A 23,705-nucleotide genomic window follows, 5' to 3' on the forward strand; every position below is an offset into this window, starting at 1 on the left:
GCGGGCGACGATGGTTAACAGACTCGTACTGCCGCAGCAAAGCGACGCACCCGCCGGATCGGGACAAGTCCGGCACATTCATTGATCGCGGAAACACTAACGCAACCGATATCGGCGATGATACGCGCGAGCCGCACCAGACAGGAACAATGATGACCGCAAACGGCACAGATGTCCCGGCCCGCATGCACGGCGACCGCGTCGACTGGGTGGACTACGCCAAGGGCATCTGCATCATCATGGTGGTGATGATGCATTCCGTGCTCGGCGTCGAGGCCGCGGCCGGTCAGACCAGCTTCATGCACTACGTCGTCGAATTCGCCAAGCCGTTCCGGATGCCGGATTTCTTCCTGCTCTCCGGCCTGTTCCTGGCGGTGGTGATCGATCGCGACTGGCGCACCTATCTGGACCGCAAGGTGGTGCATTTCGCTTACTTCTACATCCTGTGGGTGACGATCCAGTTCGCCTTCAAGGCGCCGAGCTTCGCAGCCGAGATGGGCTGGGCCGGCGTCGCCAAGCTGTATGCGCTGTCGTTCATCGATCCCTTCGGCACGCTGTGGTTCATCTATCTGCTGCCGATCTTCTTCGTCGTCACCAAGCTGACGCGGCGCGTGCCGCCGCTGCTGATCCTGGGCGTCGCCGCACTGCTGGAATCGCTGCACCTCCAGACCGGCTGGATGGTGCCCGACGAATTCTGCGCGCGATTCTTCTATTTCTATGCCGGCTATCTGTTCGCCCGCTACGTCTTCGCGTTCTCCGACGCCGCCCGGGCGCGGCCGGCCTTGGCGCTGATCGGGCTGGCGCTATGGGCCGTGATCAACGCCGCGCTGGTCCATGCCGGATTGAGCGAAGCACCGCTGCTGTCGCTCGTGCTGGGCCTCGCCGGCGCCGGCGCGATCATCGCCACCGGCACGCTGCTGGCGGAGAAGCGCTGGCTCGATGGCCTGCGGTTCTGCGGCGAGCATTCGATCGTGATCTATCTCGCCTTCTTCCTGCCGATGGCGATCAGCCGGTCGCTGCTGCTGAAGTTCGCGGGCTTTCTCGACCTCGGCGTGATTGCGATCCTGGTCAACATCGCCGGCGTGGTCGGCGCATTGATCATCTGGCGGCTGGCGATGATGAGCGGCGCCACCTTCCTGTTCGAACGCCCCGACGCCTTCTGGATCGCCCCGCGCAAGAAAGCGGTTCGGCTGCAGCCGGCTGAGTAGCAACCCTTCAACATCACAACGGGCATCTCCTCATCCTGAGGAGCACGGCGAAGCCCGCAGGGCTTCGGCGGGCGTCTCGAAGGATGGCCGCAAGGCACAGTGCTCGTCGCTCAACGTTCGAGACTCGGCCTACAGGCCGCTCCTCAGCGTCTGACTCAGATTGATAGCAACAAGATCAGGCGCTTGAGTTCGTCATTGCGAGGAGCGAAGCGACGAAGCAATCCAGCTCGTGCGCGGCGCTCTGGATTGCTTCGCTTCGCTCGCAATGACGCGTGCCTCACCGCCACACATCCGCCTGCACCACCGCGTCCTCGCGCCAGGCTTCGCGGGCCGCCTTGTTGGCCATCCAGTTCGGCAGGAAGGTCAGCGCCTCGTCGAGGATGTGCGGGGTGTGCAGGCCGGGCGAATATTCCAGCGCGCGCTTGTAGTATTCCTTCAGCGCCGGCTTGAAGGTCGGGTGCGCGCAGTTCTCGATGATCACCTTGGCGCGCTGCTTCGGCGACAGGCCGCGCAGATCGGCGAGGCCCTGCTCGGTGACGATGATCTGGACGTCGTGCTCGGTGTGGTCGACATGCGAGGCCATCGGGACGATGCAGGAGATCTTGCCGCCCTTCGCGGCCGACGGCGTCATGAAGAACGACAAATACGAGTTGCGGGCGAAATCGCCCGAGCCGCCGATGCCGTTCATGATGCTGGTGCCCATGATGTGGGTCGAGTTGACGTTGCCATAGATGTCGGCCTCGATCAGCCCGTTCATCGCGATCACGCCGAGGCGGCGGATCACTTCCGGATGGTTGGAGATTTCCTGCGGCCGCAGCACGATGCGCTCGCGATAGAAATCGAGATTGCGCAGGAATTCGTCGTAGCCGTCCGGCGACAGCGACAGCGCGGTGGCCGAGGCCAGCGTCAGCTTGCCCTTGCGCAGCAGGCTCAGCATGCCGTCCTGCAGCACTTCGGTGTAGGCCGTCATGTTCTCGAACGGGCCGCTCTCCAGCCCGGCCATCACCGCATTGGCGACATTTCCGACGCCGGATTGCAGCGGCAGCAGATTCGGCGGCAGCCGGCCTTTCTTCACTTCGTGGCCGAGGAATTCGAGAATGTGCTCGGCGATCGCCTGCGAACTCTCGTCGGGCGCGGAGAATCCCGAATTGCGATCCGGCAGATTGGTCTCGACGATGGCGACGATCTTCGACGGATCGCAACGCAAATAGGGTTCGCCGATCCGGTCTCCCGTGGCCAGGATCGGGATCGGCTTGCGGTGCGGCGGCAATTGCGTGCCGTAGTACACGTCGTGCATGCCTTCGAGGCGGGCGTCCTGCCAGGCGTTGACTTCGAGGATCACCTTGTCGGCGAGGTCGAGCCAGGTCTTGTTGTTGCCGATCGATGACGACGGGATCAGGCTGCCGTCCTCGCGGATGCCGGCGACCTCGACGATCGCGACGTCGAGCTTGCCGAGAAAGCCGAACCAGACGTGCTGGGCGACGTGCGACAGATGGATATCGATATACTCCATCCGCCCGGCATTGATGCGCTTGCGGCAGGTCGGATCGGACTGATACGGCAGCCGCATCTCGATGCCGTCGACCTTGGCGAGCGCGCCGTCGAGCTCGGGCGCGGTCGAGGCGCCGGTCCAGACCGAGACCTTGAATTTCTGACCGCGGGCGTGATGCGCGTTGATACGCTCGGCCAGCGCCAGCGGCAGCAGCTTCGGATAGCCCGACCCGGTGAAGCCGCTCATCCCGACATTGGCGCCGGAGGGAATCTGCGCGGCAGCGTCGGCCGCCGTCATGATCTTCGCACGGAGGTGGGGAGCGAGAACGCGGGAGGCGGGGACGTCCATCACGACTCTTTCTGCTGCGCGGGCCGGTCCGCCCACGGAAGTGATTGATCCATTTGCTCTAATCGCCTGGCGGAAAAGGGCCATGCAACCAACGGCGGACGCCGCTATTTGCTGCGGCGCAGCAGTTCGGCCGCTGAAGGGACTGGAGCTTTGCGCTGCGATCGGATCGATCGGCTAGCGACTTGATTCTACGTGCTCTCTTCGCGCGATGCGGCGGAGGCAGGCGATCCGGCGCGGATGCCGACATGCCGCGCGTGCAATGCTGGGTCGCATTGATCGGGGACGCCTATGCGCGGACATGCCATGTGCACGCGCCCGACTCCGGGATCGGCCCGGAGCAACCCCGAGCGCGTCGCCGTAAGGAACGCAAGGAAGCGGGTCGGGTGTGCAGAGGAAGCCAGACGGGGGCGAGGCGACGGGTCGTCCAAAGACTCGAAAACCTCCGGCAGGGCATTGCCGGAGGTTTCTTGGAGGTATTACATAAAGAAGAGCTCTGCGATCTCCTTCGCTGGCGCCGACCAATCATGTCGGCCAACGTGGGAAGTATATGAGCATTTTCACTGAGTTCAATAGCTGAGTTAGTCAGTCATTATGATTTCGGGCCGGCGGTCCGCGCGTCGCGGCGTACGGCTATGCGCCGCCGCCGATCCGTAGCGACCTCTGCGATGGCCGCGATGGATGCGCCGTTTGCACGGGCTGGAGCGACCTCATCGCGGTGGCCGACATAGGTGTCCGACATGAAAAACCCCGGCGGTCGCCCGCCGGGGTTCGAAGGTCCATCGCTCGGAGATGGGATCAGAACGTGCGCTGAACGCGGAGGTTGCCGCTCCAGACGCCCTGGTCCTTGAACTCGTAGGTGGCGGCCGGCTTGGCGAGAGCCGGAATCGCCGTGATCGCCTGGAAGCCGGCGTTCGCCTGGTCGAGGTAGGTGTACATCACTTCGCCCGAGAAGGTCAGGTTCTTGACCGGGGTCCAGCGCGTGACGGTGCCGATCTGGGCAATCCGGAAATCCGGATTGAACGGCGCGCCCCACGAGGCCGCGATCAGAGCCGTCGCCGTGCCGTTGTAGTCGATCGAGGTGTACGACCCGAACAGCGAGGTCGACCAGAACGGGCTCCAGTTGTGGTTGAAGGCACCACGGACGCCCCAGGCGGTGGTCTTCTCGATGCCGGTGCCGACGACGTTGTTCGGGCCCCAGAACACGCCGTCAGCCGCATGCGCGAACGCGATGCTCTGATACGAGCCGGGGGCGCTGTTGTTGCCGTAGATCGCGAACGAATTCGGGCTCACGCCGCCGATCACGTAACGGGTCGCACCGTTCGAGTAGGTCGCCGTGAGGTTGATGCTGTCGCCGGGACCGGTCGGCAGGTTCTTGAGCGAGATCGCGCCCTGCACCGCATAGCCCCAGGTATCGCTCGGGTGACCGGAGGTCTCGAGGGCCGTGTCGTAGTAGCTGGCGCGAACCTGGTGAGCCGCGGCCGACACCTGGAACAGACCCCAGGCCTGGTCGACGCGGATCTTGCCGACGATGTCGGGGATCTGCGTGCCGGCGTAGGAGTTGGCACCGAAGCCACCAGTGACGGTCGAAGCAATGCGGGTGTTGTACAGAGCCGACTGCAGGTAGGACGATTGATCTTCGAGCGAGATCGAGGCCGACACGCCGTTGCCGAATTCCGCCGTGTAGGCGATCTGGTTGATGCCGGTGACGTCGTCGTAGCCGCCGATCAGGAAGGAGGTGTTGTTGCCCGGGTAGCCGGTCCAGGGGGTGTCGAACTGCGACACGGCCTTACCGAAGGTGAAGCCGGCGAACTGGATGAAGGCGTAGTACACGCCGAGCGTGCCGGCGGCGACGCCGTCACCGGTGGTCCAGTTGAAGGTCGCATCGAAATAGGTGCGGACCACGCCGTATTCGGTCGCGGTGCGGGTGTCGATGTTGAGATCCTGGCGCGAACGGAAGATGTAGCCGTTGGCGTTGCGGTTCTTGGCACCCGAGGCGCCGTTCCAGGCCGGCGCGTTGTACGCGCTCGCGCCGTTCATCGTGGCGTCGGCGCGCAGATAGCCGCCGAGCTTGATGCAGGTGTCGGTGCCCGGGATGTAATAGAAGCCGGCGCCGTAGATCGAGCAGATCTTGACGTATTCCACGGCCTTGGCCTTGAGCGGAAGATCCGCCGCCTGCGCGCTGCCGACGGCAAACAGTGCCGCGGCCGAGCCGAGTGCCAGTCGCTTGACGGAATTCATGTACAGTCCTCCAGAGTAACTGTGCTTGAGGGTCACCCTGCAGGCCTCGGCCTAGACGACCCTGTGCTTCGATGGATGCCCGGCGCTCGGCCGAACACGCTTCTCAAACGGGACGATTCGCTATGCCCCACCCGTCTGCGGCGATCATGATTGATTTCATCACGTGATGGAAATTGTTTATCTAGTCATCTAATTGTTTTGGAACTGTCGTTGTATTTGCGCCACAGACGGGCCGGGGGATGGGCACTTCCCGCGACAGATCAGCCGTACTCAGCGCGACTTGTTGCAGCCTTTGCAAAACAATGTCTCGCAGAACCGCGGGCTGTGGCCGAAAAGCGCCGCCGGCGGTCCATCGCCTCCGAACGGAGCCGAGGAAGGGATGCATGGCGCGCATGTCGGCCGGCGCCGGCACGTCGGGTTTGACAGCACCGCATTACCTCGTTGATATAGAAAACGATGTGCAACACATGATAAAGTCCGGCATCAGTCCATGACGGAGGGCGAATGCCCAAGAAGGCAAAGACAAGTCTCGCAACGCGGACAAACGGGGTCGACCCGGCTGCAGTCCGGGAGTTCACGTCGACGGTCGGCAGTCTCGCCGTCTATCTCGATGAGATCCGGCACTTTCGCGCCAAGAGCCTCGGCATCAGCGGCCCGCAATTCGCGATTCTGACCACTGTTCAGCGTCTCGACGACGGCGACGGCGTCTCGGTGCGCCACGTCGCCAAGGCCATTCATGTCGACTCCTCGTTCATCACGACACAGTCGAAGCTGCTCGAAGCGAAGGGCCTGCTTCGCCGGCTGGCCGACGAGGCCGATGCCCGGGTGGTGAACCTGTCGCTGACCGACAAGGCCGCCAGGCAGATCGCCGGCCTCGCAGCCGAGGAGCAGTCGCTCAACGACTTCATCTTCGTGGATCTTTCCGGCGAGGCGCTGGAGGACGTCACGGCACAGCTCGCCGAGCTGAAGATTCGCCTGGAGAAGGCCTGCCTCAAGATCGCCGGAGGCTTCTGAGGCGTTCAGTCGATTGAGATTGCGGCCGGTCGGCCGCGCTGCCGCGACAGCCGCCGTCCAACCCAGCCGAGAATCGTCTCGGGTGCCATCTCGGCGTCTGCCCCGGCACAGTCCGCGACGACGAAGTCGCTGCGGTGACTGCCCGGCCGGCCGGCGAGGAGCCGCCTGGCGTGGGCCGGATCGATTCCGCCGTCCCGCCGCAGCGCGACCAGCGTCGGGCAACGGATCATCGCGGCGATCGGCATCGGTGGCAGGGCGGCGCAGCAACCCGACGACGCGCCGTGCGCATCGGCCCAGAGCTCCCACAGCCCGCCGTCGCAGACCGCCGCGGCGACGCGCCCGTCCATCGCGACGCCCCTGGCGACGAGCGATGACGGGCTGCCGTCGGCCACCACGGCGATGCGGGTCGGGTCGATCCCGGGCCGCTCGGCAAGGTCGTCGATGATCGCGGAGACGCAGCTTTCGAGGCGGACGGAGCCGCGCGGCGCCGGGGCGGCGCCGGCCAGGCTGAGGTCGACGCAGAGCAGCGCCAGCCCCCTGGCGCGAGCCGGGGCGGCCATCACTGCCAGCAGGGTGTCCTTGCTGTGCGTCTCGCCGATGCAAACGACTGCGGGTGCGGCCTTCGTATCGGATCCGCCCGCCGGCAGGTAGTAGCCGCGGAGGTCGGCCTCGTCTCGCCACGGAATGGTGACGGCTCGGCCGGGCGGATCGAAGCTGCGCAGATATCGCCTGGTACTCTGCGCGCCGGGCGAGCCTCGCAACTCGAACGTATCGAGAAAACCCCCCAGCAATTCTCGCTCCTGCCAGGATCATCAAAATGAATACTTACAAACTCAGGTAATTTAGTCACTCAGCGTGCAAATGTGTCAATGCATTTCTAGGCGCAATCGCCGCCCCGTCCATTGCCCCCGATCAACGCGAGGCGATCCCGCCGCGCCGCAGGTCTGAGGAGAAGCAGCGTTGTGGGAGGCGTGGGAATGGTGCCCCTGGCCGGAATCGAACCAGCACTCCTTGCGGAACTCGATTTTGAGTCGAGCGCGTCTACCAGTTCCGCCACAGGGGCCAACGCCGCCGGAAGAGGCCCGACCGCGAAGCGCGCGGACTATAGCGGGCGGGAATTCGGGGTCAACCCGGGGGGCCTGGGGGCCGCCGCTCACACTCCGGTTTGATCGGCCGCCGTCTCGACACCGCCCCGGTCGCGCGATACGACGCCTGCCGCACCCGGAGAAACCCGTGACGGCCAACCTCCTCGACCAGCCCGGCCTCGCTTCGCGACCGGCGCGCGCGGCGCGCATCGCGCAGAATGTGGCGCTGACGATCGGCGCCGTCTCGGTGGCGGCGCTGGCGACCGCATGGTATTTCCAGCTCTTCCTCGACTTTTACCCGTGCCCGCTCTGCCTCGAGCAGCGCTACGCCTATTATGCGTCCGTCCCGCTCGCCGCGCTGATCGTGATCGCCGCCCGGCGCGAGGCTCCGGTGTCGCTGCTGCTGGCCGGCCTCGCGGTGCTGGCGGTGCTGGCGCTCGGCAATGCCGGGCTCGCCGCCTATCACGCCGGCGTCGAATGGAAGTTCTGGGCCGGGCCGAGCGATTGCAGCGGCCCGGTGCTCGATCTCGGCCGTGCCGGCAGCCTGCTCGACCAGCTCGACAAGGTGACCGTGGTGCGTTGTGACGAGGCGCAATGGCGCATGCTCGGCCTGTCCTTCGCCGGCTACAACGTGCTGCTGTCGCTCGGCCTCGCCGCCATTGCCGGCTGGGGGATCGGCCGGATCAGGCGCTGAACGCCCGCTGGCCACCGGCCGTTTCGGCGCGCCGACCGATCGGGATCAGGAACCGAAACACCTCGACGGCGTTGTCGGGTATCGTCATTCGGGCGGTTGGTGCGGGTTCTCGTCGAGGCGCTCGTGTGGCCAGCATCCCTGCGAAGTGACGCTACTCAGAATCGGCCGCTTAATGCCTTCCGAAACGAGGCTGGTCTCATCGGCGGCCTCTGATGCCTCTCTCAACCGCCAGGATGAACTGCCTTACCGCCGCCGCCAACAGGCGCTGCTACGGGAGTTCGGGACGGCCGCGCTGCAGTCGCGCGACTTCCGGCACATCCTTCAACAGGCAGCCGATCTCAGCGCCCGCGGCCTGGGATGCTCCTACGCCAAGGTTCTCGAATACGAGGCCGGCGAAAAGCGCCTGATCGTGCGTGCCGGCATCGGCTGGCCCGCCGGCACCGTGGACCATGTGTCGCTCGGCGCCGACATCGAATCGCCGGCGGGCTTCGCTTTTCAGACCGGGCAATCGGTCATCTCCAATCACCTGCAGGAAGAGACGCGCTTCCGGACGCCGAAACTCCTGGCCGATCACGGCATCAAGCGTGCGATCAACGTGCTGATCAGGCGGGGCGGCGAGGGCGATGCGGCGTTCGGCATTCTCGAGGCGGATAGTCCGGATCCGGGGCAGTTCGACGACGCCGATGCGGATTTTCTGGCCGGCTTCGCAGGCCTGCTCGGCATCGCGATCGAACGGCAGCACGCCGACGCCAAGCTTCAGGAAGCGCTCGATCACGAAGCCCTGCTGACGCGCGAGATGAGCCATCGCGTCAAGAACAGCCTCACCTCGGTGGTCGGCCTGCTGCGTGTCCAGGCGCGCGGTTCGGAGTCCGCGGACGTCAAGAACGCATTGGAAAACGCGGCGATGCGCGTCGCCTCGATCGCGGAGGTGCACGATCATCTGTGGCGGGGCAGCAAGGTCGGCTTCGTCGATCTGTCCGACTTCGTCGGCCATCTGTGCAAGAATCTCCAGAGCTCGGCGCCGGAACACACGCTTCAATCGCGCTCCGATCCCGTCATCCTGTCCGCCGACAAGGCGATCCCTCTGGGCCTGCTGGTCAACGAGCTCGTCACCAACGCCATCAAATACGCCTATGTCGATGGACCCGGCGTGATCAGGATGGACGCCAGGGAGATCAACGGACATCTGCTCGTCGAGATTTCCGACGAAGGCGCCGGCCTGCCCGATGGATTCGACATCAACCAGCCGCGAAAGAGCCTCGGCTTTCGCGTCATTCTCGGCCTGGTCCGACAGTTGATGGGCGAACTCAAGATCTCGAGGAACATCCCCCGGGGAGCCCTGTTCACCATCAAGTTTCCGCTCGACCCGCCATGACCGACCGTTCGATGCGCGAGTTGCAGTCGACATCCCGGACGCCGGGTCATGCGAACCCTGTGAGTCCCTGTTAGATGGCTTCAATCAACCCACCCATCCGCGTTCTCGTCGTCGAGGACGAAATGTTCATCCGCATGGACGTGGTCGAGTTTCTGCGCGCGGCGGGCGTCGACGTCGTGGAGGCGATCAGTGCGGCCGAAGGCATTCGGCTGCTCGAGCGCGATCCGGATATCCGGCTGATGTTCACCGATATCGATATGCCGGGTGCCATGAACGGTCTGAAACTGGCGGCGGCCGTCAGGGAACGGTGGCCCCCGATCAAGATCATCGCGACTTCGGGACATTTCAAATTGCAGGCCGGCGATCTTCCGCCGGACGCCCTGTTCTTCCTCAAGCCCTACCAACCGGCGGAAATCATCGATGCTGTTCGCCGGCTGACCTATGCGGCGTGACGGCCCAGCCGAACTCGCTGAATGTCGTCGCTCGCACCGCTCTTCACGTCTCGGGCTCGAACGCTCGGGCCAGATACAGGACACTTCGCAATGACAACCGCAAAACTCCTGGTCGTGGCAGCAGTGATCGGCACCGTCGGCACGCCCCAGGCGCTGGCCGCGTGCGAGATCGCCGACGCCAAGCTCGAAGAGGCGATTCAGGAGAATCCCCGGTTTCGCGGGCCGGCGAACAGTCAGGCCGTGCGCGACCTTCGGAGCCTGCGCGACGCCGCCTTCACGCTGCGATCCTATGGGCGCCACGACGACTGCGAGCGTCTGCTCGCCAACATTCGCGAACTGATCGCCGGGCCGCCGATGGGGTCGTTGGGAGACAATGACGAGGAGCAGGCCGACATCCAGAATTCCGCGCGCGAGCCGAAAGCGCGGCGCGGGACGCCGGCGGGCAGCCGCGACGACAAGGACGCCAAACCGCTGATCAGGATCGACCAGCTCACTCCCGGTTTGCGGACCGACGAGATGATCGGGGCGGAAGTCCGCAGTTCCGACGACAAGATCGTCGGCGAGGTCCGCAACATCGTGTTCGGTACCAAGGACGGGCGCGACTACGCGATCATCGCGTCGGGCGGATTCTTCACCACCGGCAAGGACAGCATCGTGGTGCCGATCCGGTCGCTCAAAGTCACGCAGGATCGATCGAGCTTCTTTCTCCCGATCGTGAAGGACGTGATGGAGACCGTGCCGGTGATGCCCGATCAGGACTACAACTGGCTCTCGGACCCGAAATGGCGCGCCCGCAACGACGCGTTCTTCGAGAAGCCGTGAGCGCTATAGCGTTTTCGAGCGAAGTGGATACCGGTTCGCGTGAAGAAAACGCGTCAAATCAAGAATCGAGAGCTCCGGTTCTGATTCTATCAGAACCGGAAAAGCGCTAGTCGTCGAGATCGTCGGGGCTTCGTCCGAACCAGTGGACGATGCCGGGCGTCACGATCGAGACGTAGACGAAGCGCGACAGGTGATGCGCGCCGACGAACACCGGATCGATGTGCAGCGTCAGCGCCAGCGCCATCATCGCGTCCATCGCGCCGGGCGCGAACGCCACCACCAGATCGGCGGTCCGCACCGGCGTGGTCAGCAGGATCGCGACCACGAACACCGACGAGATCGCGATGGCGACCGCGAACGAGCCGAGCGCAGCGGCGAGATAGCTGAGGATGGTGCGCAGCTTGATGGCGCCGAACCGCGATCCGATCAGCGTGCCGATCCCGACCAGCGCCGACAGATAGGCCCACTCCGGCAGCGTGCCCTCGACCAGCCCGGAGCCGTGCAGCACCGAGGAGCCGAGCATCGCGCCGAACATCCAGCTCGCCGGGAATTTGATCAGCCGCAGCAGCAGCGACGCGCCGACCGCGACCGCCGCAATCGCCGCGAGCACCAGCGGCGTCGCCTCCGGCCCGCGCACCGGCAGCGGCCCGCCCGCCATCATGCCGGTCGCGGCCAGCAGCAGCGGCACCGCGCTGGTCAGGATGATCACCCGCATGATCTGAACCACCGCGATGCCCGGCACGTCGGCCTTGCGCTCGGTGGCGAGCATGATGATCTGCGACAGCGCGCCCGGACTGCCGGCGAGCAGCGCCGAGGTGCGATCCCAGCCGTGGACCCGCTGCAGATAGATCGCGCTGCCGAACGTCGCGAAGAACGTCGCGACCGCGAGCAGCCCGATCGTCACCGGATACGAGCCGAGATTGTGGATCATCGCCGGCGACACCATCGAACCGAGCGAGACCCCGAGCGCCATCAGCACGATATGCGACAGCGGCGGCGGCAGGCCCATGTTGCGGCCGGCGAGGCCCGCGGCGGCGACCGCCACCATGGCGCCGGTGATCAGCCCGCCGGGAAGCTGCACCCAATAGGACAGCCCGCCGCCGGCGGCGCCGATCGCGATGGTCTCCAGGACGTTGAGGGTTTTCGACCACAGCTCGGTGCGGGTCAGCGCGGGATTCGGGGGCACGCGACCTTATCGCAAATACAAATACCGCCGACAAATGCGAACGGCGCGTCCCGCCATACCGGTGGCGCGGCCGCAGGGCGGGCGGCGGCGACAGCAACGGTTGCAGTTCGACCAGTTTGCAATTGTCAGGGCGCAGAGCAGCGCTAGGATGTTCCCGGGTCATGAACCAGGAGACCGGGACGATGAGAGCTCCACCATTCGGGACGATCGCAGCGGCCATGCTGGGGACGGCGCTGCTGACATGGATGTCGACGACGCCCGGCACCGCGCTGACCGCGCAGGAATGCAGCGCCCGATATCAGGCCGCCAAGACCGCCGGCACGCTCGACGGCCAGGGCTGGAGCGATTTCCGCAAGGCGCAATGCGGCGAGGTGGCCGCCGCCGCGGAGTCCAAGGACAAGGACAAGGCGGAGCCGAAAGCCGACAGCAGGGCCGAAGCCAGGACGGACGCCAAAACCGAGGCCAAGACCGAGGCCAAGCCGAAAGCGAAGCCGAAATCCGCAGAGCCGACGACGCCGCAGGGACCGGCCGTGTTCCCGACCGCGGTCGACGCCAAATTCGCCAAGGAGAAGCCGACCCGCGCGCGGCTGCACACCTGCGCCGAGCAATGGAAGGCCAACAAGGCCGCCAACACCACCGGCGGGCTGCGCTGGATCCAGAAGGGCGGCGGCTACTGGAGCGAATGCAACAAGCGGCTGAAGGGCTGAGGGCCTCCTCCGCTGCATTGCGGCATCGCGCGGCCGGGCAATTGACAGGCCCGGCTGATACGCCGCATCCGTGGCGGCTTCACGCACGCCCGGGGTGACGGATGATCGCAAGTCTCGGCCTGATTCTGCTGTGCCAGCTCGTCGCCGAGGTGGTGGTGCGCGCGCTGGCGCTGCCGCTGCCCGGCCCCGTGCTCGGGCTGGTGCTGCTGTTGTTGCTGCTGCTCGCGCGCGACCGCTTCAAATGGCTGGCGGTCGGGCCGCTGCGCCAGGACGGCGTCGAGAACGCCTCGAAGGGAATGCTGGCGCATCTGTCGCTGCTGTTCGTGCCGGCCGGCGTCGGCGTAGTCCAGCAGCTCGACATGATCGCCGCGCACGGCGTCGCGATCGCGCTGGTGCTCGCCGGCTCGGTGCTGATCACGCTGCTGGTGACGGTCGCGACCTTCCTGGTCACCGCCCGGCTGCTGTCGATGTGGGGCGCGCGATGAGCAGCGATCCGTTCTCGCTGTGGGTCTATCTGTCACAGACGCCGCTGCTGTGGCTGACGGTGACGCTGCTGGTCTACGCCGGGACCGACGCGGTGTCGCAGGCGACCGGACGCAATCCGCTGATGAATCCGGTGCTGCACGCGATGTGGATCATCGGCGCCTTCCTGTGGCTGACCGGCACCTCCTACACCAGCTACTTCAGCGGCGCGCAGTTCGTGCACTTCCTGCTCGGCCCGGCGACCGTGGCGCTGGCGGTACCGCTGTACGAGAACCGCCATCGGGTGATCGCCGCGATCGTGCCGATGGCGATCGCGCTGGTGGTCGGCTGCGTCGCCGCGATCGTCTCGGTGGTGGTGCTGGCGCAGCTCGCAGGATTGCCCGAGCCGGTGGTGCTGTCGCTGGCGCCGAAATCGGTCACCGCCGGCGTCGCGATGGGCATCAGCGAATCGCTGCACGCCGATCCGTCGCTGACCGCGGTCGCGGTGATCCTCACCGGCATCATGGGGGCGATCGTGGTGACGCCGCTGATGAACGCGCTCGGCATCCGCGATTTCCGCGCCCGCGGCTTCGCGGTCGGGCTGGCGTCGCACGGCATCGGCACCGCCCGCGCGTTCCAGGTCGACGCCATCGCCGGCGTGTTCGCCGGCATCGCCATGAGCCTCAACGCACTGATCACCGCGCTGCTGGTGCCGGTGCTGGTGACGCTGCTGGTGAGGTAGTTCGGCCCGCTCGTGTTCGCGGCGCGTGAGAGGAGAGTTGCTTCAACTCGGTGGTTCAGAGTCCGCGTTCCGACGAAGCGCCCGCTCCATCCTCAGCCGTCCGCGAAAGCGGAGGGCCCAGTATTGCAGAGCACGGATGATGATCGCGGGGGGCGGATGATGATCGCGAACGCTCTGGGATACTGGGCGGATTCGCCCGGTCGCGCCGGGCGATCACGGCGGGGGTGGCGACGAACGTGATTTGTCGCCGCGACCGCTGCGCGCTAGAGTCGTTCTGTTTCTGATGGAATCAGCGCTGGCGTTCAGGGATCCTCGCCGCATGCACAACCTCATGGTGAGGAGGCGCGTAGCGCCGTCTCGAACCATGCGCGGTCGGCCCTGAGTCTCCGCATCCTTCGAGACGCCCGGCTTCGCCGGGCTCCTCAGGATGAGGAGTCAGTGCATCTGGCAAGGGTCATATCGCTTCAATCAATCGATGAACCGCGCTAGGCTGGTGATGCTGTGCTACCGCCGCAAGGAGCCGGACCATGACCGACGCATCAGCCTTGCCGACGTCCGCCGCTGCTACGCATCGCGTGCATGGATCGGCCTCCCGCCGTGCCATTGCGCTGATCGTCGCTGCCGCCGCGATTGTCGCAGCACTGCTGGCGACATTGCCCGACGCGACCAGTCTCGCCGCTCGGCAATCCGACGCCGAACTGGTGATGCTGCTGCGCTTCATGGCCGCCGTGAAGGCGCTGCTCGCCGTGTTCGCGCTCGGCGCCGCGGTGTGGCGGCTCGGCTACCCCGCGTCGCCGGCTCTGTCGCTGATCTATGTGATCGCGCCGGCGCTGATGTGCGCCGCGCCTGTCGTGATCTGGCAGATCGCGCATGTCGGGTTCGGCGCCGCGTTGTTTCACGCCGGCTTCGTGCTGCTGCTGCTGGCGCTCTATGCCGATCGCGGCGACGCGGCCGAATTGGCGAAGTCCGCCGTGCTGCGGCTGCGCCGGGCGTAGGCTCAGCCTGTCCCGTTCAGCCAGTCCAGCAAGGCGGCATTGATCTCGCGCGGATAAGTGTGGCTGAGATCCGCGATCTCGCGATAGCTGACATCGGCGCCGGCGGCGACCAGCGCCTGTTGCGCCTGCCGCGCCATTTCGACCGGAAACATCCAGTCGTGCCGGCCGTGCACGATCTGGATCGGCAGCCCGCGCAGCCGCGCCGGATCGGCCATGCCGGCCAGTAGCGGATGGAAGCTCGCGGCGATCGGCGCGAGATGCGTGAAGGGTGAGGCGCGCTCCAGTCCGGTGACGTAGCAGAACGTGCCGCCGTCGCTCAGCCCGGTGACCAGCAGCCGTTGCGGATCGATCGACCATCGCGAGCGGATGAACGCGACGATGCGCGAAAGATTCGGCGTGTCGGCGTCCTCACCCATCAGCGCCCAGGTCGGCCCGGTCGCGGTCGGCGCGACCACGATCGCGCCGCGGCTGCGGGCGTCGCGCAGCCAGCTCCACAGAAACAGCCGGCCGTGGCCGCTGCCGCCATGCAGCGCCACCACCAGCGGCCAGGCGCGCTCCGGCGTGTAGTCCTCGGGCACGTAGAACGAGAACCCGCCGCGGCTGCCCGGTTCGTTGTCGTGGTGGAACACGCCGCTGTCGGGATGCTTCGGCTGCGCCAGCCGGGCGAGCACGGCGTCGTCCTCGCGCAGCGCCGGATCGAGATAGAGGCCGGACACCGGCGGCAGGGTCGCCGCCAGCGGATACAGCGCCTCGAGCGCCTGCGGCAGATGGCGCAGCGCGCGGAACACCGAGACGAGATCGCCCTGCCCGCCGTCGACCGCGCGCAGCCCGTCGAACGCCGCGAGCACATGCTCGCCCGCGAGCTTCAGCGGCTCGCGCAGATGCGCGAACGCATCCGGCCAGGCCGCCAGCCGCGGCAGTTCGGCGCGCAGATCGGCGTCGGGCTCGCCGGCGAGCCGCATCACCTCGCCGAATTCCGGCGGATGTAGATAGCGCGCGACGAAGCCCAGCGCCTCGATCGACCGCAGCAGCGGCGGCAGCAGCGCCACGATGTCGTCGACCACGGCATCGCTCATCGCAAGTCTCTCCACATGAACCGGCGGCTCCGCCGTCATGAGCAGAGAGTGGCGATCCTCCGGATCAAAGCAAGCCGCGTCGGCCCGCTCACGGCAAAACGCCGCGCGAGGGTGTCGCGCGGCGCTGTCTGGACGATTTGCGGTGCCGAAGCGGCCGATCAGGCCGCCCGCACCGTCTCCAGGAAGGTGGCGACTTCTTCCTTCAGCCGGTTGCTGTCCTGCGACAGCGATTTCGCCGCGGACAGAACCTGCGACGACGCCGAGCCGGTTTCGGTCGCGCCGCGCTGGACGTCGGTGATGTTGGAGGACACCTGCTGGGTTCCCTGCGCGGCCTGCTGCACGTTGCGCGAGATCTCCTGGGTCGCGGCGCCCTGCTCTTCCACCGCCGAGGCGATGGTCGAGGCGATTTCCGACATCCGGCCGATGGTCAGGCCGATCTCCTTGATGGCCGACACCGACTGATCGGTCGCGGCCTGGATGCCGGTGATCTGCTGACCGATTTCGCCGGTCGCTTTCGCGGTCTGTTCGGCCAGCGCCTTCACTTCCGACGCGACCACCGCGAAGCCGCGGCCGGCCTCGCCGGCGCGCGCCGCCTCGATGGTGGCGTTCAGCGCCAGCAGGTTGGTCTGGCCGGCGATGGTGTTGATCAGTTCGACGACGTCGCCGATCCGCGCCGCGGCCGCCGACAGCATGCCGACGCTGTCGTTGGTCTTGCGGGCCTGATCGACCGCATCATTGGCGATCCGCGCCGATTCCTGAACCTGACGGCTGATCTCGGTGATCGAGGACGACATCTCCTCGGTCGCCGAGGCCACCGACTGCACGTTGGTCGAGGCTTCTTCGGACGCCGCCGCGACCGCGGTGGTCAGTTCCTGGGCGTGGCCGGCGGTGGCGGTGAGCGTGCTGGCCGAGGCTTCCAGCTCGGTCGACGCCGACGACACCGTCTCGACGATCTGGCCGATCGCCGACTCGAATTGCCGGGTCGCCGTATCGACGCGCTGGGCGCGGGCGATCTTGGCATCGGCCTCATGCGCCGCGGCTTCGTCGGCCGCCTTCTTGGCGATCAGCGCCTCCTTGAAGACCTGCAGCGCATCGGCCATCGCGCCGATTTCAGTGCTCGCGCCACGATAGGGCACGTCGGCGGAAAGATCGCCCTGGCCGAGGGTCTGCATCGGCTTGATGATCGCGGCGATGCCCGACGTGATGTCGCGGACCACCATCACGCTGGCGATGACGCCGACCACGATCGCCACGCCGAGGATCGACACCACGATGAAGAACGCCGAGGTGTAGGTCGATGTGGCGACGCCGCTCGCATGGGTGGCGCCGTTGTTGTTGAGCGCGATGTCCTTGCTCATCGCCTCGTCCATACGAGCACCGATCGGATTGAAGGTGCTGGAGAGCATCTCAACGCCCTCGGCCGAGATCTGCCCGTCATGGCTGTTGCGCGACAACTCGAGCAGCTTCGGGACAATGGCCCGGTATTTCGCCCATTCGGCGACCCATGTTTCGTAGATCTGCCGCTCCTCCGGCGACGAGATCAGCGGCTCGTAGGTATTCTGGGCCTTCTTGATCCGCTCTTCGTTGTCGGCCAATTGCTTTTCGATGTTGGCCATGCGGCTGGGGTTGGTCTCCAGCAGGTGGTTTCGCAGGTTCAGCCGATAGCGGATGACTTCAGCCCGAATATCGCCGAGGGTCATGATGGTCGGCAGCCAGTTGCTGGTGATCTCGACCGTGGCGGCGTTGATCCCCTGCATTTTCAGCAGGCCGATCGCGCCCAGGCCCGACATGGCGATCAACAGAGCCGCGACCAGCGTGGTGATCTTGGTGCGAATGGAGAGCTTTGCTAACATGAAAAACGTCCTGCCGATTCAGGCGCCGGGGGATGTGCTGTGGGTGATGTACAGACAGAGGGCCGCCGCTCTGCCTGACACCTCGGAGCTGGTCCGAAGCATGGCCGTATCAGCAGCATGGTGTGGGATGGAACTTTTTGCATAGTTAACAATCGACCACGTATCGCTACGAGGCGACGTTGGTGGCGATGAAGCGCTTTCGCTTCCGGAGTGATCGCCGGACCGTCCTTCGTCGGGCGCGGCTAAGGATTTCCATCCGCCGTCCAATGTCTTACGCTGCGGCGAGAGAATGCCGCGATACGCGTGTCGCGATCGGGAGAGTTGCAGGAGTCGCTGCGATACACGCCACGTTTGCAGGACTACGTTCGGCGCGGGAGCCAATCGTCCGCCTCGATCGTTGGCTCCGGCGACGGCAATGGGGATTTTTGAATGCGCGCGGCCGACAACAAGTTCTTTCTCTTTCTGCTGGCGGCCGCTTCGGTCGCTTTCGTCTGGATCCTGCTGCCGTTCTACGGCGCGTTGCTGTGGGGCGTGGTGATCGCGATCCTGTTCGCGCCGCTGTATCGACAACTCAACCGCGCCTTCGGCTTCCGCCGCAACCTCGCCGCGGTGGTCGGGGTGACGATCATCGTCCTGCTGGTGCTGCTGCCGTTCTCGGCGATCGGCACTGCGCTGGCCAAGGAGGCCACCGGCCTCTACGCCAGGATCGAATCCGGCAATCTCGCTTTGCTCAACAACCTGCGGGACTTCATCGAACAGCCCCCGAGCTGGATCAACGACCTGCTCGAGCGGTTCGGCATCGGCAGCGTCGCCGAGCTGCAGCAGCGGCTGAGTTCGGTGCTGATGCGCGGCAGCCAGTATTTCGCCGGCCAGGCGCTGACGATCGGCCAGAGCACGGTCGATTTCACCGTCAACCTGTTCGTGATGTTGTATCTGCTGTTCTTCCTGCTGCGCGACGGCGACCTGATCGCCGGCCGGATCCGCCGCGGGCTGCCGCTGTCGGTCGATCAGCAGAACCTGCTGCTGAACAAATTCACCGTGGTGATTCGCGCCACCGTGAAGGGCAACATGCTGATCGCGCTGATCCAGGGCGCGCTCGGCGGGCTGGCGTTCTACGTCCTGGGCATCGGCGGCGCGCTGCTGTGGGCGGTGGTGATGGCGTTCGTCTCGCTGCTCCCGGCGGTCGGCGCCGGCCTGGTGTGGGCGCCGGTGGCGGTCTATCTGATCGCGACCGGTTCGATGTGGCAGGGCATCCTGCTGATCGCCTATGGGGCGCTGGTGATCGGCATGGTCGACAACGTGCTGCGCCCGGTGCTGGTCGGCAAGGACACGAGGATGCCGGACTACGTGGTGCTGATCTCGACGCTCGGCGGCCTCCAGGTGTTCGGCCTCAACGGCTTCGTCATCGGCCCGGTGATCGCGGCGATGTTCATCGCGGTGTGGGACATCTACTCCACGTCGCGCGAAGCCGCAGCCAACGCCGGCGAGGAGACCACCGGCGGCGTGCCGAGTAGCGGCGAGGTGCCGAGCGCCGACGCGCCGTAGCGCGGCGCTGAGTCCCTCGCGGCGCCGGCGGGCTTCGCCGGGATCGGCGACGACGTCGATCAGCGCAAGCGCCTGAACGTCGCGAACTGGAATCTCTGATCGGCCCTGCCGCCGCCAGTCCGGTTACGGATCGAGCTCGGTGTCCCAGTACAAGTAATCGAGCCAGCTCTCGTGCAGATAGTTCGGCGGGAACAGCCGGCCGTTGCGGTGCAACTGGTGGACCGTCGGGGCGAATGCGGTCTGGCGCGGAAACATCTTGGCCTGGGCCGGGGTCAGATTGCCCTTGCGCAGATTGCATGGCGAGCACGCGGCGACGACGTTCTCCCACGTCGTCTGCCCGCCCTTGGAGCGCGGGATGATGTGGTCGAAGGTGAGATCCTCCGGTGCGCCGCAATACTGGCAGGAAAACCTGTCGCGCAGGAATACGTTGAACCGCGTGAACGCCGGATGCGTCGATGGCTTCACGAAGGATTTCAGCGAGACGACGCTGGGAAGCTGGATCTCGAGATTCGGGCTGTGAATCGCGCGATCGTAATGCGCCACGATGTTGACGCGATCGAGGAACACCGCCTTGATCGCGTCCTGCCACGACCAAAGCGATAGCGGATAGTAGCTGAGCGGCCGGAAATCCGCGTTCAACACCAGCACCGGCCAACCGCCATGCGAGACATGCGCGTTAGAGACATGCGCGTTCAAGAAACGCTCCTGACCCCCGTCCGATCGACGCTGCGAAGCAGCATGGAAGGGATACTACAGCCAGCGTGACGCCGTTGTGAAGGGCAAGCGGGATGGAAGCCTCGCCGGCGTGGCGAATTCCGTCCAAAAGCGGGAAATCCGGGAGAATGGATGTGCCGGAACGCCCGCGAATGGAGGCGATTGTTCCATATTTACCGGCCGCGTTGACGTTCGCGGGCGGCTTCTATCAGATGCGTAGCAGACAATCCCGATTTCGACCGTTCAGTTCCCGGAGGCGACCATGTCCAGCGCAGCAACCGCATCGCTCAAATCCACCGCCGCAGCGCCCGCCCATCAGCCCGGCCGCGGCCGGGTGTATGATTCGGTCGCCGATGCCTATGGCGACACGCCGCTGGTGCGGCTGAACCGGCTGCCGGAGCAGAACGGCGTCAAGGCGACGATCCTCGCCAAGCTCGAATATTTCAACCCGGCCTCCAGCGTGAAGGATCGCATCGGCGCCGCGATGGTCGCCGCGATGGAGCGCGAGGGCATCATCAAGCCCGACACCATCCTGATCGAGCCGACCTCGGGCAATACCGGTATCGCGCTGGCCTATGTGGCGGCCGCCAAGGGCTATCGGCTGAAGCTGGTGATGCCGGAATCGATGTCGATCGAGCGCCGCAAGATGCTGGCGTTTTTGGGCGCCGAGCTGGTGCTGACCGAAGCCGCCAAGGGCATGAAGGGCGCGATCGCCAAGGCCGAGGAGCTGATCGCCTCGACTCCGAACGCGGTGATGCCGCAGCAGTTCAAGAACCTCGCCAACCCCGAGGTCCACCGCCGCACCACCGCCGAAGAGATCTGGAACGACACCAATGGCGGCATCGACATCTTCGTCGCCGGCGTCGGCACCGGCGGCACCATCACCGGCGTCGGCCAGGTGCTGAAGCCGCGCAAGCCTTCGATCAAGATCGTCGCGGTCGAGCCGGAGGAGAGCCCGGTGCTGTCCGGCGGCGCGCCCGGCCCGCACAAGATCCAGGGCATCGGCGCCGGCTTCGTACCGGACATTCTCGACCGTTCGGTGATCGACGAGATCATCCAGATCGCCGGCCCCACCGCGATCGAGACCTCGCGGGCGCTGGCGCGGCATGAGGGCATCCCCGGCGGCATCTCGTCGGGCGCAGCGATTGCGGCCGCGATCGAGCTCGGCAAGCGCCCGGAGAACGCCGGCAAGACCATCGTGGCGATCGTGCCGTCGTTCTCGGAACGCTATCTGTCGACCGCGCTGTTCGAAGGCGTGTAAGCGCCGCCCGGTGCCGGCCGGTCACTCTGCCTCGGTCACTCCGCGGCGGCGAGCCGCCGCGGCAGCAGGCCGGCGTCGCGGGCGAATGCCACCATGAGGTCGCGGACGTCGTGCGGCCGCTCCTCATGCGCCAGGTGGCCGAGCCCCGGCATCAGTTCGATCTGCGCGCCCGGCACCATGCGCTGCACCTGCGCCGAATTGCTCGCCGCGATGGTCTTGTCGTTGCTGCCGGCGATCAGCAGCAGCCTCGTCGCCAGTTGCGGCAGCTCGAGCGCGGTGCGCTCCAGCCGCCAGCTCGCCATCATCCGCAGCGCCGCGGCGACATGGCCGGGGCTGCCGACCAGCCGACGATAATAGTCGATCCCGGCGGGCTCGATCGACGAGCCGGTGTCGGCGATCATGCGCTCGACCATGCCGGGGTTGCGGGCGAACCGCGCCATCAGCCGCGGCACCATCGCGCTCGACGCCAGCACCCGCGCCAAAGGCAGCATGAACCGACCCGCGGCGCCGCCGATCGGCAGCAGCGCGCCGTTGAGCGCGACCAGGCCGGCCGGCGCGATGCCGCCGTCGAGACACATCCGCGCCAGCAGCGCGGCGCCGGCCGAATGGCCGGCGACCAGAACCGGCTGGTGGCCGAGCCCGCGCAGCAGCGCGGCGAGATCCTGCGCCATCGCGTCGAGCGTCATGCGCGACGGCGCCGGCGTTTCGGTGAAGCCGTGGCCCGGCAGATCGGGCGCGACGACAGTGAAGTGCTCCGCCAGCAGCGGCGCCAGCGTGCGCCAGGAATGCGTCGCCGCGCTGGTGCCGTGGATCAGCAGCAGCACCGGGCCGCGGCCGATCTGCTGCACGTGCCAGCGCAGCCCCGCGGCGTGCACGAACCGACTGGCGTCGCGATTGGGCCAGTCGCGGCCTTCGACGTCCCAGCCGGGTTTGGCGAGCGATGCCGCGCGCGGCGCGCGGGGCGGAGGGTTGTTGTCGTTGAGCGCGCGCATCATCGCCCTGTCCGTTGTTGCGCTGAGGCCACCATCGCCGGCGCATACTGTCAAATGCGCGACGGACGCCCGGTTCCGGCAGGCCACGGATTATCTGCGAAGTGGTACTCGATTATAGTAATGGCGGAGCCGCGACGGGCGGTCATCGGGCGCGCCATGTTCGGACTGGTGATCACGAACGCGCCGGACTGACACTCCGTGTCAGCGCCGCACGACAGTCGAGGCGGATCGCAGCCAGGCTCTGGTCGATCGCCTTGACCAAATCTGTCAGCACGCGATGACAAGCGTGAAATCGGCATGAATGCCGCAGATTTCGGTTCGCAACTCTGCAAATCATTCCAATATTCAATTCAGCGCACCCTGAACTAACAAGTCAGGGAGAGTCGTAGCAGCGGCCGCGACGAATCGCGGCGAGCCGCCCGAACCGGGAGTGATGCGATGAAGATGTCTCATCTGGCCAATTTTCTGCTGATGATCGTCGGTGGCGCCGCGCAGGAGGTCGCCTATGCGGTCAAGCGCCGCTGGCGCCGCGACGGTCGTGCGGAGTAACACGACGCTCCGTCGTTGAGGCGCCCGCGCTCGTCAGCGTGCGCCGATCTCCCGTCGCTCCGGCGCGATCAGTTCCGGCCGCGAGCCGGACAATCGCTTGTGCAGATGCACCATGAAGGCCATGCCGAACAACGGCGTCGCCAAATTGACGATCGGGATCGACACGAAGGCGGCGATCACCAGCCCGGCGATGAACACCGTGGTGGCATTGTCGCGCCGCATCGCCTTGGCCTCGGCGGCGGGGCGGAAGCGCATCGCCGCCAGTTCGAAATATTCCCGGCCGAGCAGCCAGCCGGTGGCGACGAAGAACACGATAACGCCGGCGCCGGCGAACAGCAGGAACGGCAGCGCCACCAGATAGACCAGAATCGTCAGCAGCGCGGTCTTGACGGTCTCGATCAGCGCCACGCCGACCGGCAGCGCGACGCCCGGCTCGTCATGCGGATAATATTCGCGCTCGACATGTTCGGCGGCCTCGTCGACGAAGATGCCGGCGACCAGCGAGGTCACCGCCGGCATCAGGAACACCGCGCCGACCACGATGCCGAGACCGGCGGCGATCGAGAATACCCAGGACAGGATGTTGAGCGGGGTCTGGAAGCCGCCCAGCGCGGCCTCGGCCCACAACTCGCTCGACGAGGCCAGCCAGCTCAGCAGCCGCTGCAGCCCGATCGCCGCCACTGCGATCAGCGCCAGCGCGAAGCCGATCGAACGCCACAGGATCGAGCGCATCGGCGGCGACAGAATCTGGGTCAGCGCCTTGATGGCGGCGTCGAGCATGGGCGGTGTCCTCGTCCGGGAATGAGCCTCGCACAGGTAGAGGCGGCGAGGAGCTTCGGCAAGGGCGGGGTGGTCAGGCGGCCTCTCCACACTGCATCCCTCATCCTTCGCGACG

Annotated in this window: 21 protein-coding genes and 1 tRNA gene; 12 read left to right on the top strand and 10 right to left on the bottom strand. The window is 66.2% G+C overall.

Going from position 1 to position 23,705, the window contains the following annotated elements:
• Nucleotides 1-152: 152 nt before the first annotated feature.
• A complete protein-coding gene (locus SR870_RS17850; RefSeq protein ID WP_322514871.1) occupies nt 153-1,208 on the top strand; it encodes an acyltransferase family protein in 1,056 nt (351 codons plus the stop codon).
• 277 nt (nt 1,209-1,485) lie between these two features.
• Here the strand turns inward: SR870_RS17850 and SR870_RS17855 are convergent, their stop codons facing one another.
• Together SR870_RS17855 and SR870_RS17860 are read right to left on the bottom strand one after the other, a co-directional pair.
• Nucleotides 1,486-3,048: an acetyl-CoA hydrolase/transferase family protein gene (locus SR870_RS17855; protein ID WP_322514872.1), complete on the bottom strand. Its 1,563-nt coding sequence runs from the start codon at nt 3,046-3,048 to the stop codon at nt 1,486-1,488.
• Between the two features lie 795 nt (nt 3,049-3,843).
• Complete coding sequence (locus SR870_RS17860) at nt 3,844-5,286, bottom strand: porin (protein ID WP_322514873.1); 1,443 nt, start codon at nt 5,284-5,286, stop codon at nt 3,844-3,846.
• 504 nt (nt 5,287-5,790) lie between these two features.
• On the opposite strand from SR870_RS17860, the gene SR870_RS17865 reads away from it, so the two are divergent.
• A complete protein-coding gene (locus SR870_RS17865) occupies nt 5,791-6,300 on the top strand; it encodes a MarR family winged helix-turn-helix transcriptional regulator (protein ID WP_322514874.1) in 510 nt (169 codons plus the stop codon).
• 5 nt (nt 6,301-6,305) lie between these two features.
• Here the strand turns inward: SR870_RS17865 and SR870_RS17870 are convergent, their stop codons facing one another.
• Together SR870_RS17870 and SR870_RS17875 are read right to left on the bottom strand one after the other, a co-directional pair.
• Complete coding sequence (locus tag SR870_RS17870; RefSeq protein ID WP_322514875.1) at nt 6,306-7,091, bottom strand: hypothetical protein; 786 nt, start codon at nt 7,089-7,091, stop codon at nt 6,306-6,308.
• A 187-nt stretch (nt 7,092-7,278) separates the two neighbouring features.
• Nucleotides 7,279-7,363, bottom strand: a tRNA-Leu gene (locus tag SR870_RS17875).
• Nucleotides 7,364-7,533: 170 nt separating this feature from the next.
• On the opposite strand from SR870_RS17875, the gene SR870_RS17880 reads away from it, so the two are divergent.
• The 4 genes from SR870_RS17880 to SR870_RS17895 all read left to right on the top strand — a co-directional run bounded on the left by SR870_RS17880 (nt 7,534) and on the right by SR870_RS17895 (nt 10,728).
• Nucleotides 7,534-8,079 (top strand): disulfide bond formation protein B, encoded by a 546-nt coding sequence (locus SR870_RS17880; RefSeq protein ID WP_322514876.1) that lies wholly within the window; start codon nt 7,534-7,536, stop codon nt 8,077-8,079.
• A gap of 172 nt (nt 8,080-8,251) precedes the next feature.
• Complete coding sequence (locus SR870_RS17885) at nt 8,252-9,454, top strand: sensor histidine kinase (RefSeq protein ID WP_322514877.1); 1,203 nt, start codon at nt 8,252-8,254, stop codon at nt 9,452-9,454.
• Nucleotides 9,455-9,528: 74 nt separating this feature from the next.
• Complete coding sequence (locus tag SR870_RS17890; protein ID WP_322514878.1) at nt 9,529-9,906, top strand: response regulator; 378 nt, start codon at nt 9,529-9,531, stop codon at nt 9,904-9,906.
• A 90-nt stretch (nt 9,907-9,996) separates the two neighbouring features.
• Nucleotides 9,997-10,728: a PRC-barrel domain-containing protein gene (locus SR870_RS17895; RefSeq protein WP_322514879.1), complete on the top strand. Its 732-nt coding sequence runs from the start codon at nt 9,997-9,999 to the stop codon at nt 10,726-10,728.
• A 106-nt stretch (nt 10,729-10,834) separates the two neighbouring features.
• Here the strand turns inward: SR870_RS17895 and SR870_RS17900 are convergent, their stop codons facing one another.
• Nucleotides 10,835-11,914, bottom strand: a complete 1,080-nt coding sequence (locus tag SR870_RS17900) for an AbrB family transcriptional regulator (protein WP_322514880.1) — start codon at nt 11,912-11,914, stop codon at nt 10,835-10,837.
• Nucleotides 11,915-12,096: 182 nt separating this feature from the next.
• On the opposite strand from SR870_RS17900, the gene SR870_RS17905 reads away from it, so the two are divergent.
• From SR870_RS17905 to SR870_RS17920, 4 genes are all read left to right on the top strand, one after another.
• Nucleotides 12,097-12,621, top strand: coding sequence for a hypothetical protein (locus SR870_RS17905; RefSeq protein WP_322514881.1), 525 nt, complete (start codon nt 12,097-12,099; stop codon nt 12,619-12,621).
• A gap of 101 nt (nt 12,622-12,722) precedes the next feature.
• Entirely contained in the window at nt 12,723-13,106 is a 384-nt protein-coding gene (locus SR870_RS17910; protein WP_322514882.1) for a CidA/LrgA family protein, read from the top strand.
• The gene (locus SR870_RS17915; protein ID WP_322514883.1) at nt 13,103-13,825 is read left to right on the top strand and encodes an LrgB family protein; all 723 of its coding nucleotides are present in this window, start codon (nt 13,103-13,105) and stop codon (nt 13,823-13,825) included. The genes SR870_RS17910 and SR870_RS17915 overlap by 4 nt, the downstream gene beginning before the upstream one ends.
• Before the next feature lie 527 nt (nt 13,826-14,352).
• Nucleotides 14,353-14,820 carry a hypothetical protein gene (locus SR870_RS17920; RefSeq protein ID WP_322514884.1) on the top strand — a complete coding sequence of 156 codons (468 nt, stop codon included), beginning with the start codon at nt 14,353-14,355 and terminating at the stop codon, nt 14,818-14,820.
• A gap of 2 nt (nt 14,821-14,822) precedes the next feature.
• Here SR870_RS17920 and SR870_RS17925 read toward each other — a convergent pair whose 3' ends face one another.
• Nucleotides 14,823-15,896, bottom strand: a complete 1,074-nt coding sequence (locus SR870_RS17925) for a phospholipase (protein ID WP_322514885.1) — start codon at nt 15,894-15,896, stop codon at nt 14,823-14,825.
• 158 nt (nt 15,897-16,054) lie between these two features.
• Nucleotides 16,055-17,749 (bottom strand): methyl-accepting chemotaxis protein, encoded by a 1,695-nt coding sequence (locus SR870_RS17930; RefSeq protein ID WP_322514886.1) that lies wholly within the window; start codon nt 17,747-17,749, stop codon nt 16,055-16,057.
• A gap of 429 nt (nt 17,750-18,178) precedes the next feature.
• Here SR870_RS17930 and SR870_RS17935 point away from each other — a divergent pair, with 429 nt between their 5' ends.
• Nucleotides 18,179-19,294: an AI-2E family transporter gene (locus SR870_RS17935; RefSeq protein ID WP_322514887.1), complete on the top strand. Its 1,116-nt coding sequence runs from the start codon at nt 18,179-18,181 to the stop codon at nt 19,292-19,294.
• A gap of 123 nt (nt 19,295-19,417) precedes the next feature.
• Here SR870_RS17935 and SR870_RS17940 read toward each other — a convergent pair whose 3' ends face one another.
• Nucleotides 19,418-19,990, bottom strand: coding sequence for an HNH endonuclease (locus tag SR870_RS17940; RefSeq protein WP_322514888.1), 573 nt, complete (start codon nt 19,988-19,990; stop codon nt 19,418-19,420).
• Between the two features lie 280 nt (nt 19,991-20,270).
• Here SR870_RS17940 and cysK point away from each other — a divergent pair, with 280 nt between their 5' ends.
• Nucleotides 20,271-21,269, top strand: a complete 999-nt coding sequence (gene cysK / locus SR870_RS17945) for a cysteine synthase A (protein ID WP_322514889.1) — start codon at nt 20,271-20,273, stop codon at nt 21,267-21,269.
• Between the two features lie 35 nt (nt 21,270-21,304).
• Here the strand turns inward: cysK and bchO are convergent, their stop codons facing one another.
• Both bchO and SR870_RS17955 read right to left on the bottom strand, forming a co-directional pair.
• The gene (gene bchO / locus SR870_RS17950) at nt 21,305-22,261 is read right to left on the bottom strand and encodes an alpha/beta fold hydrolase BchO (protein WP_322518300.1); all 957 of its coding nucleotides are present in this window, start codon (nt 22,259-22,261) and stop codon (nt 21,305-21,307) included.
• 582 nt (nt 22,262-22,843) lie between these two features.
• On the bottom strand, nt 22,844-23,590 hold the full coding sequence (locus tag SR870_RS17955; RefSeq protein ID WP_322514890.1) for a sulfate transporter family protein: 747 nt from the start codon (nt 23,588-23,590) through the stop codon (nt 22,844-22,846).
• Nucleotides 23,591-23,705 lie beyond the last annotated feature (115 nt).

This window comes from Rhodopseudomonas palustris (assembly GCF_034479375.1).
GTDB lineage: Bacteria > Pseudomonadota > Alphaproteobacteria > Rhizobiales > Xanthobacteraceae > Rhodopseudomonas > Rhodopseudomonas palustris_M.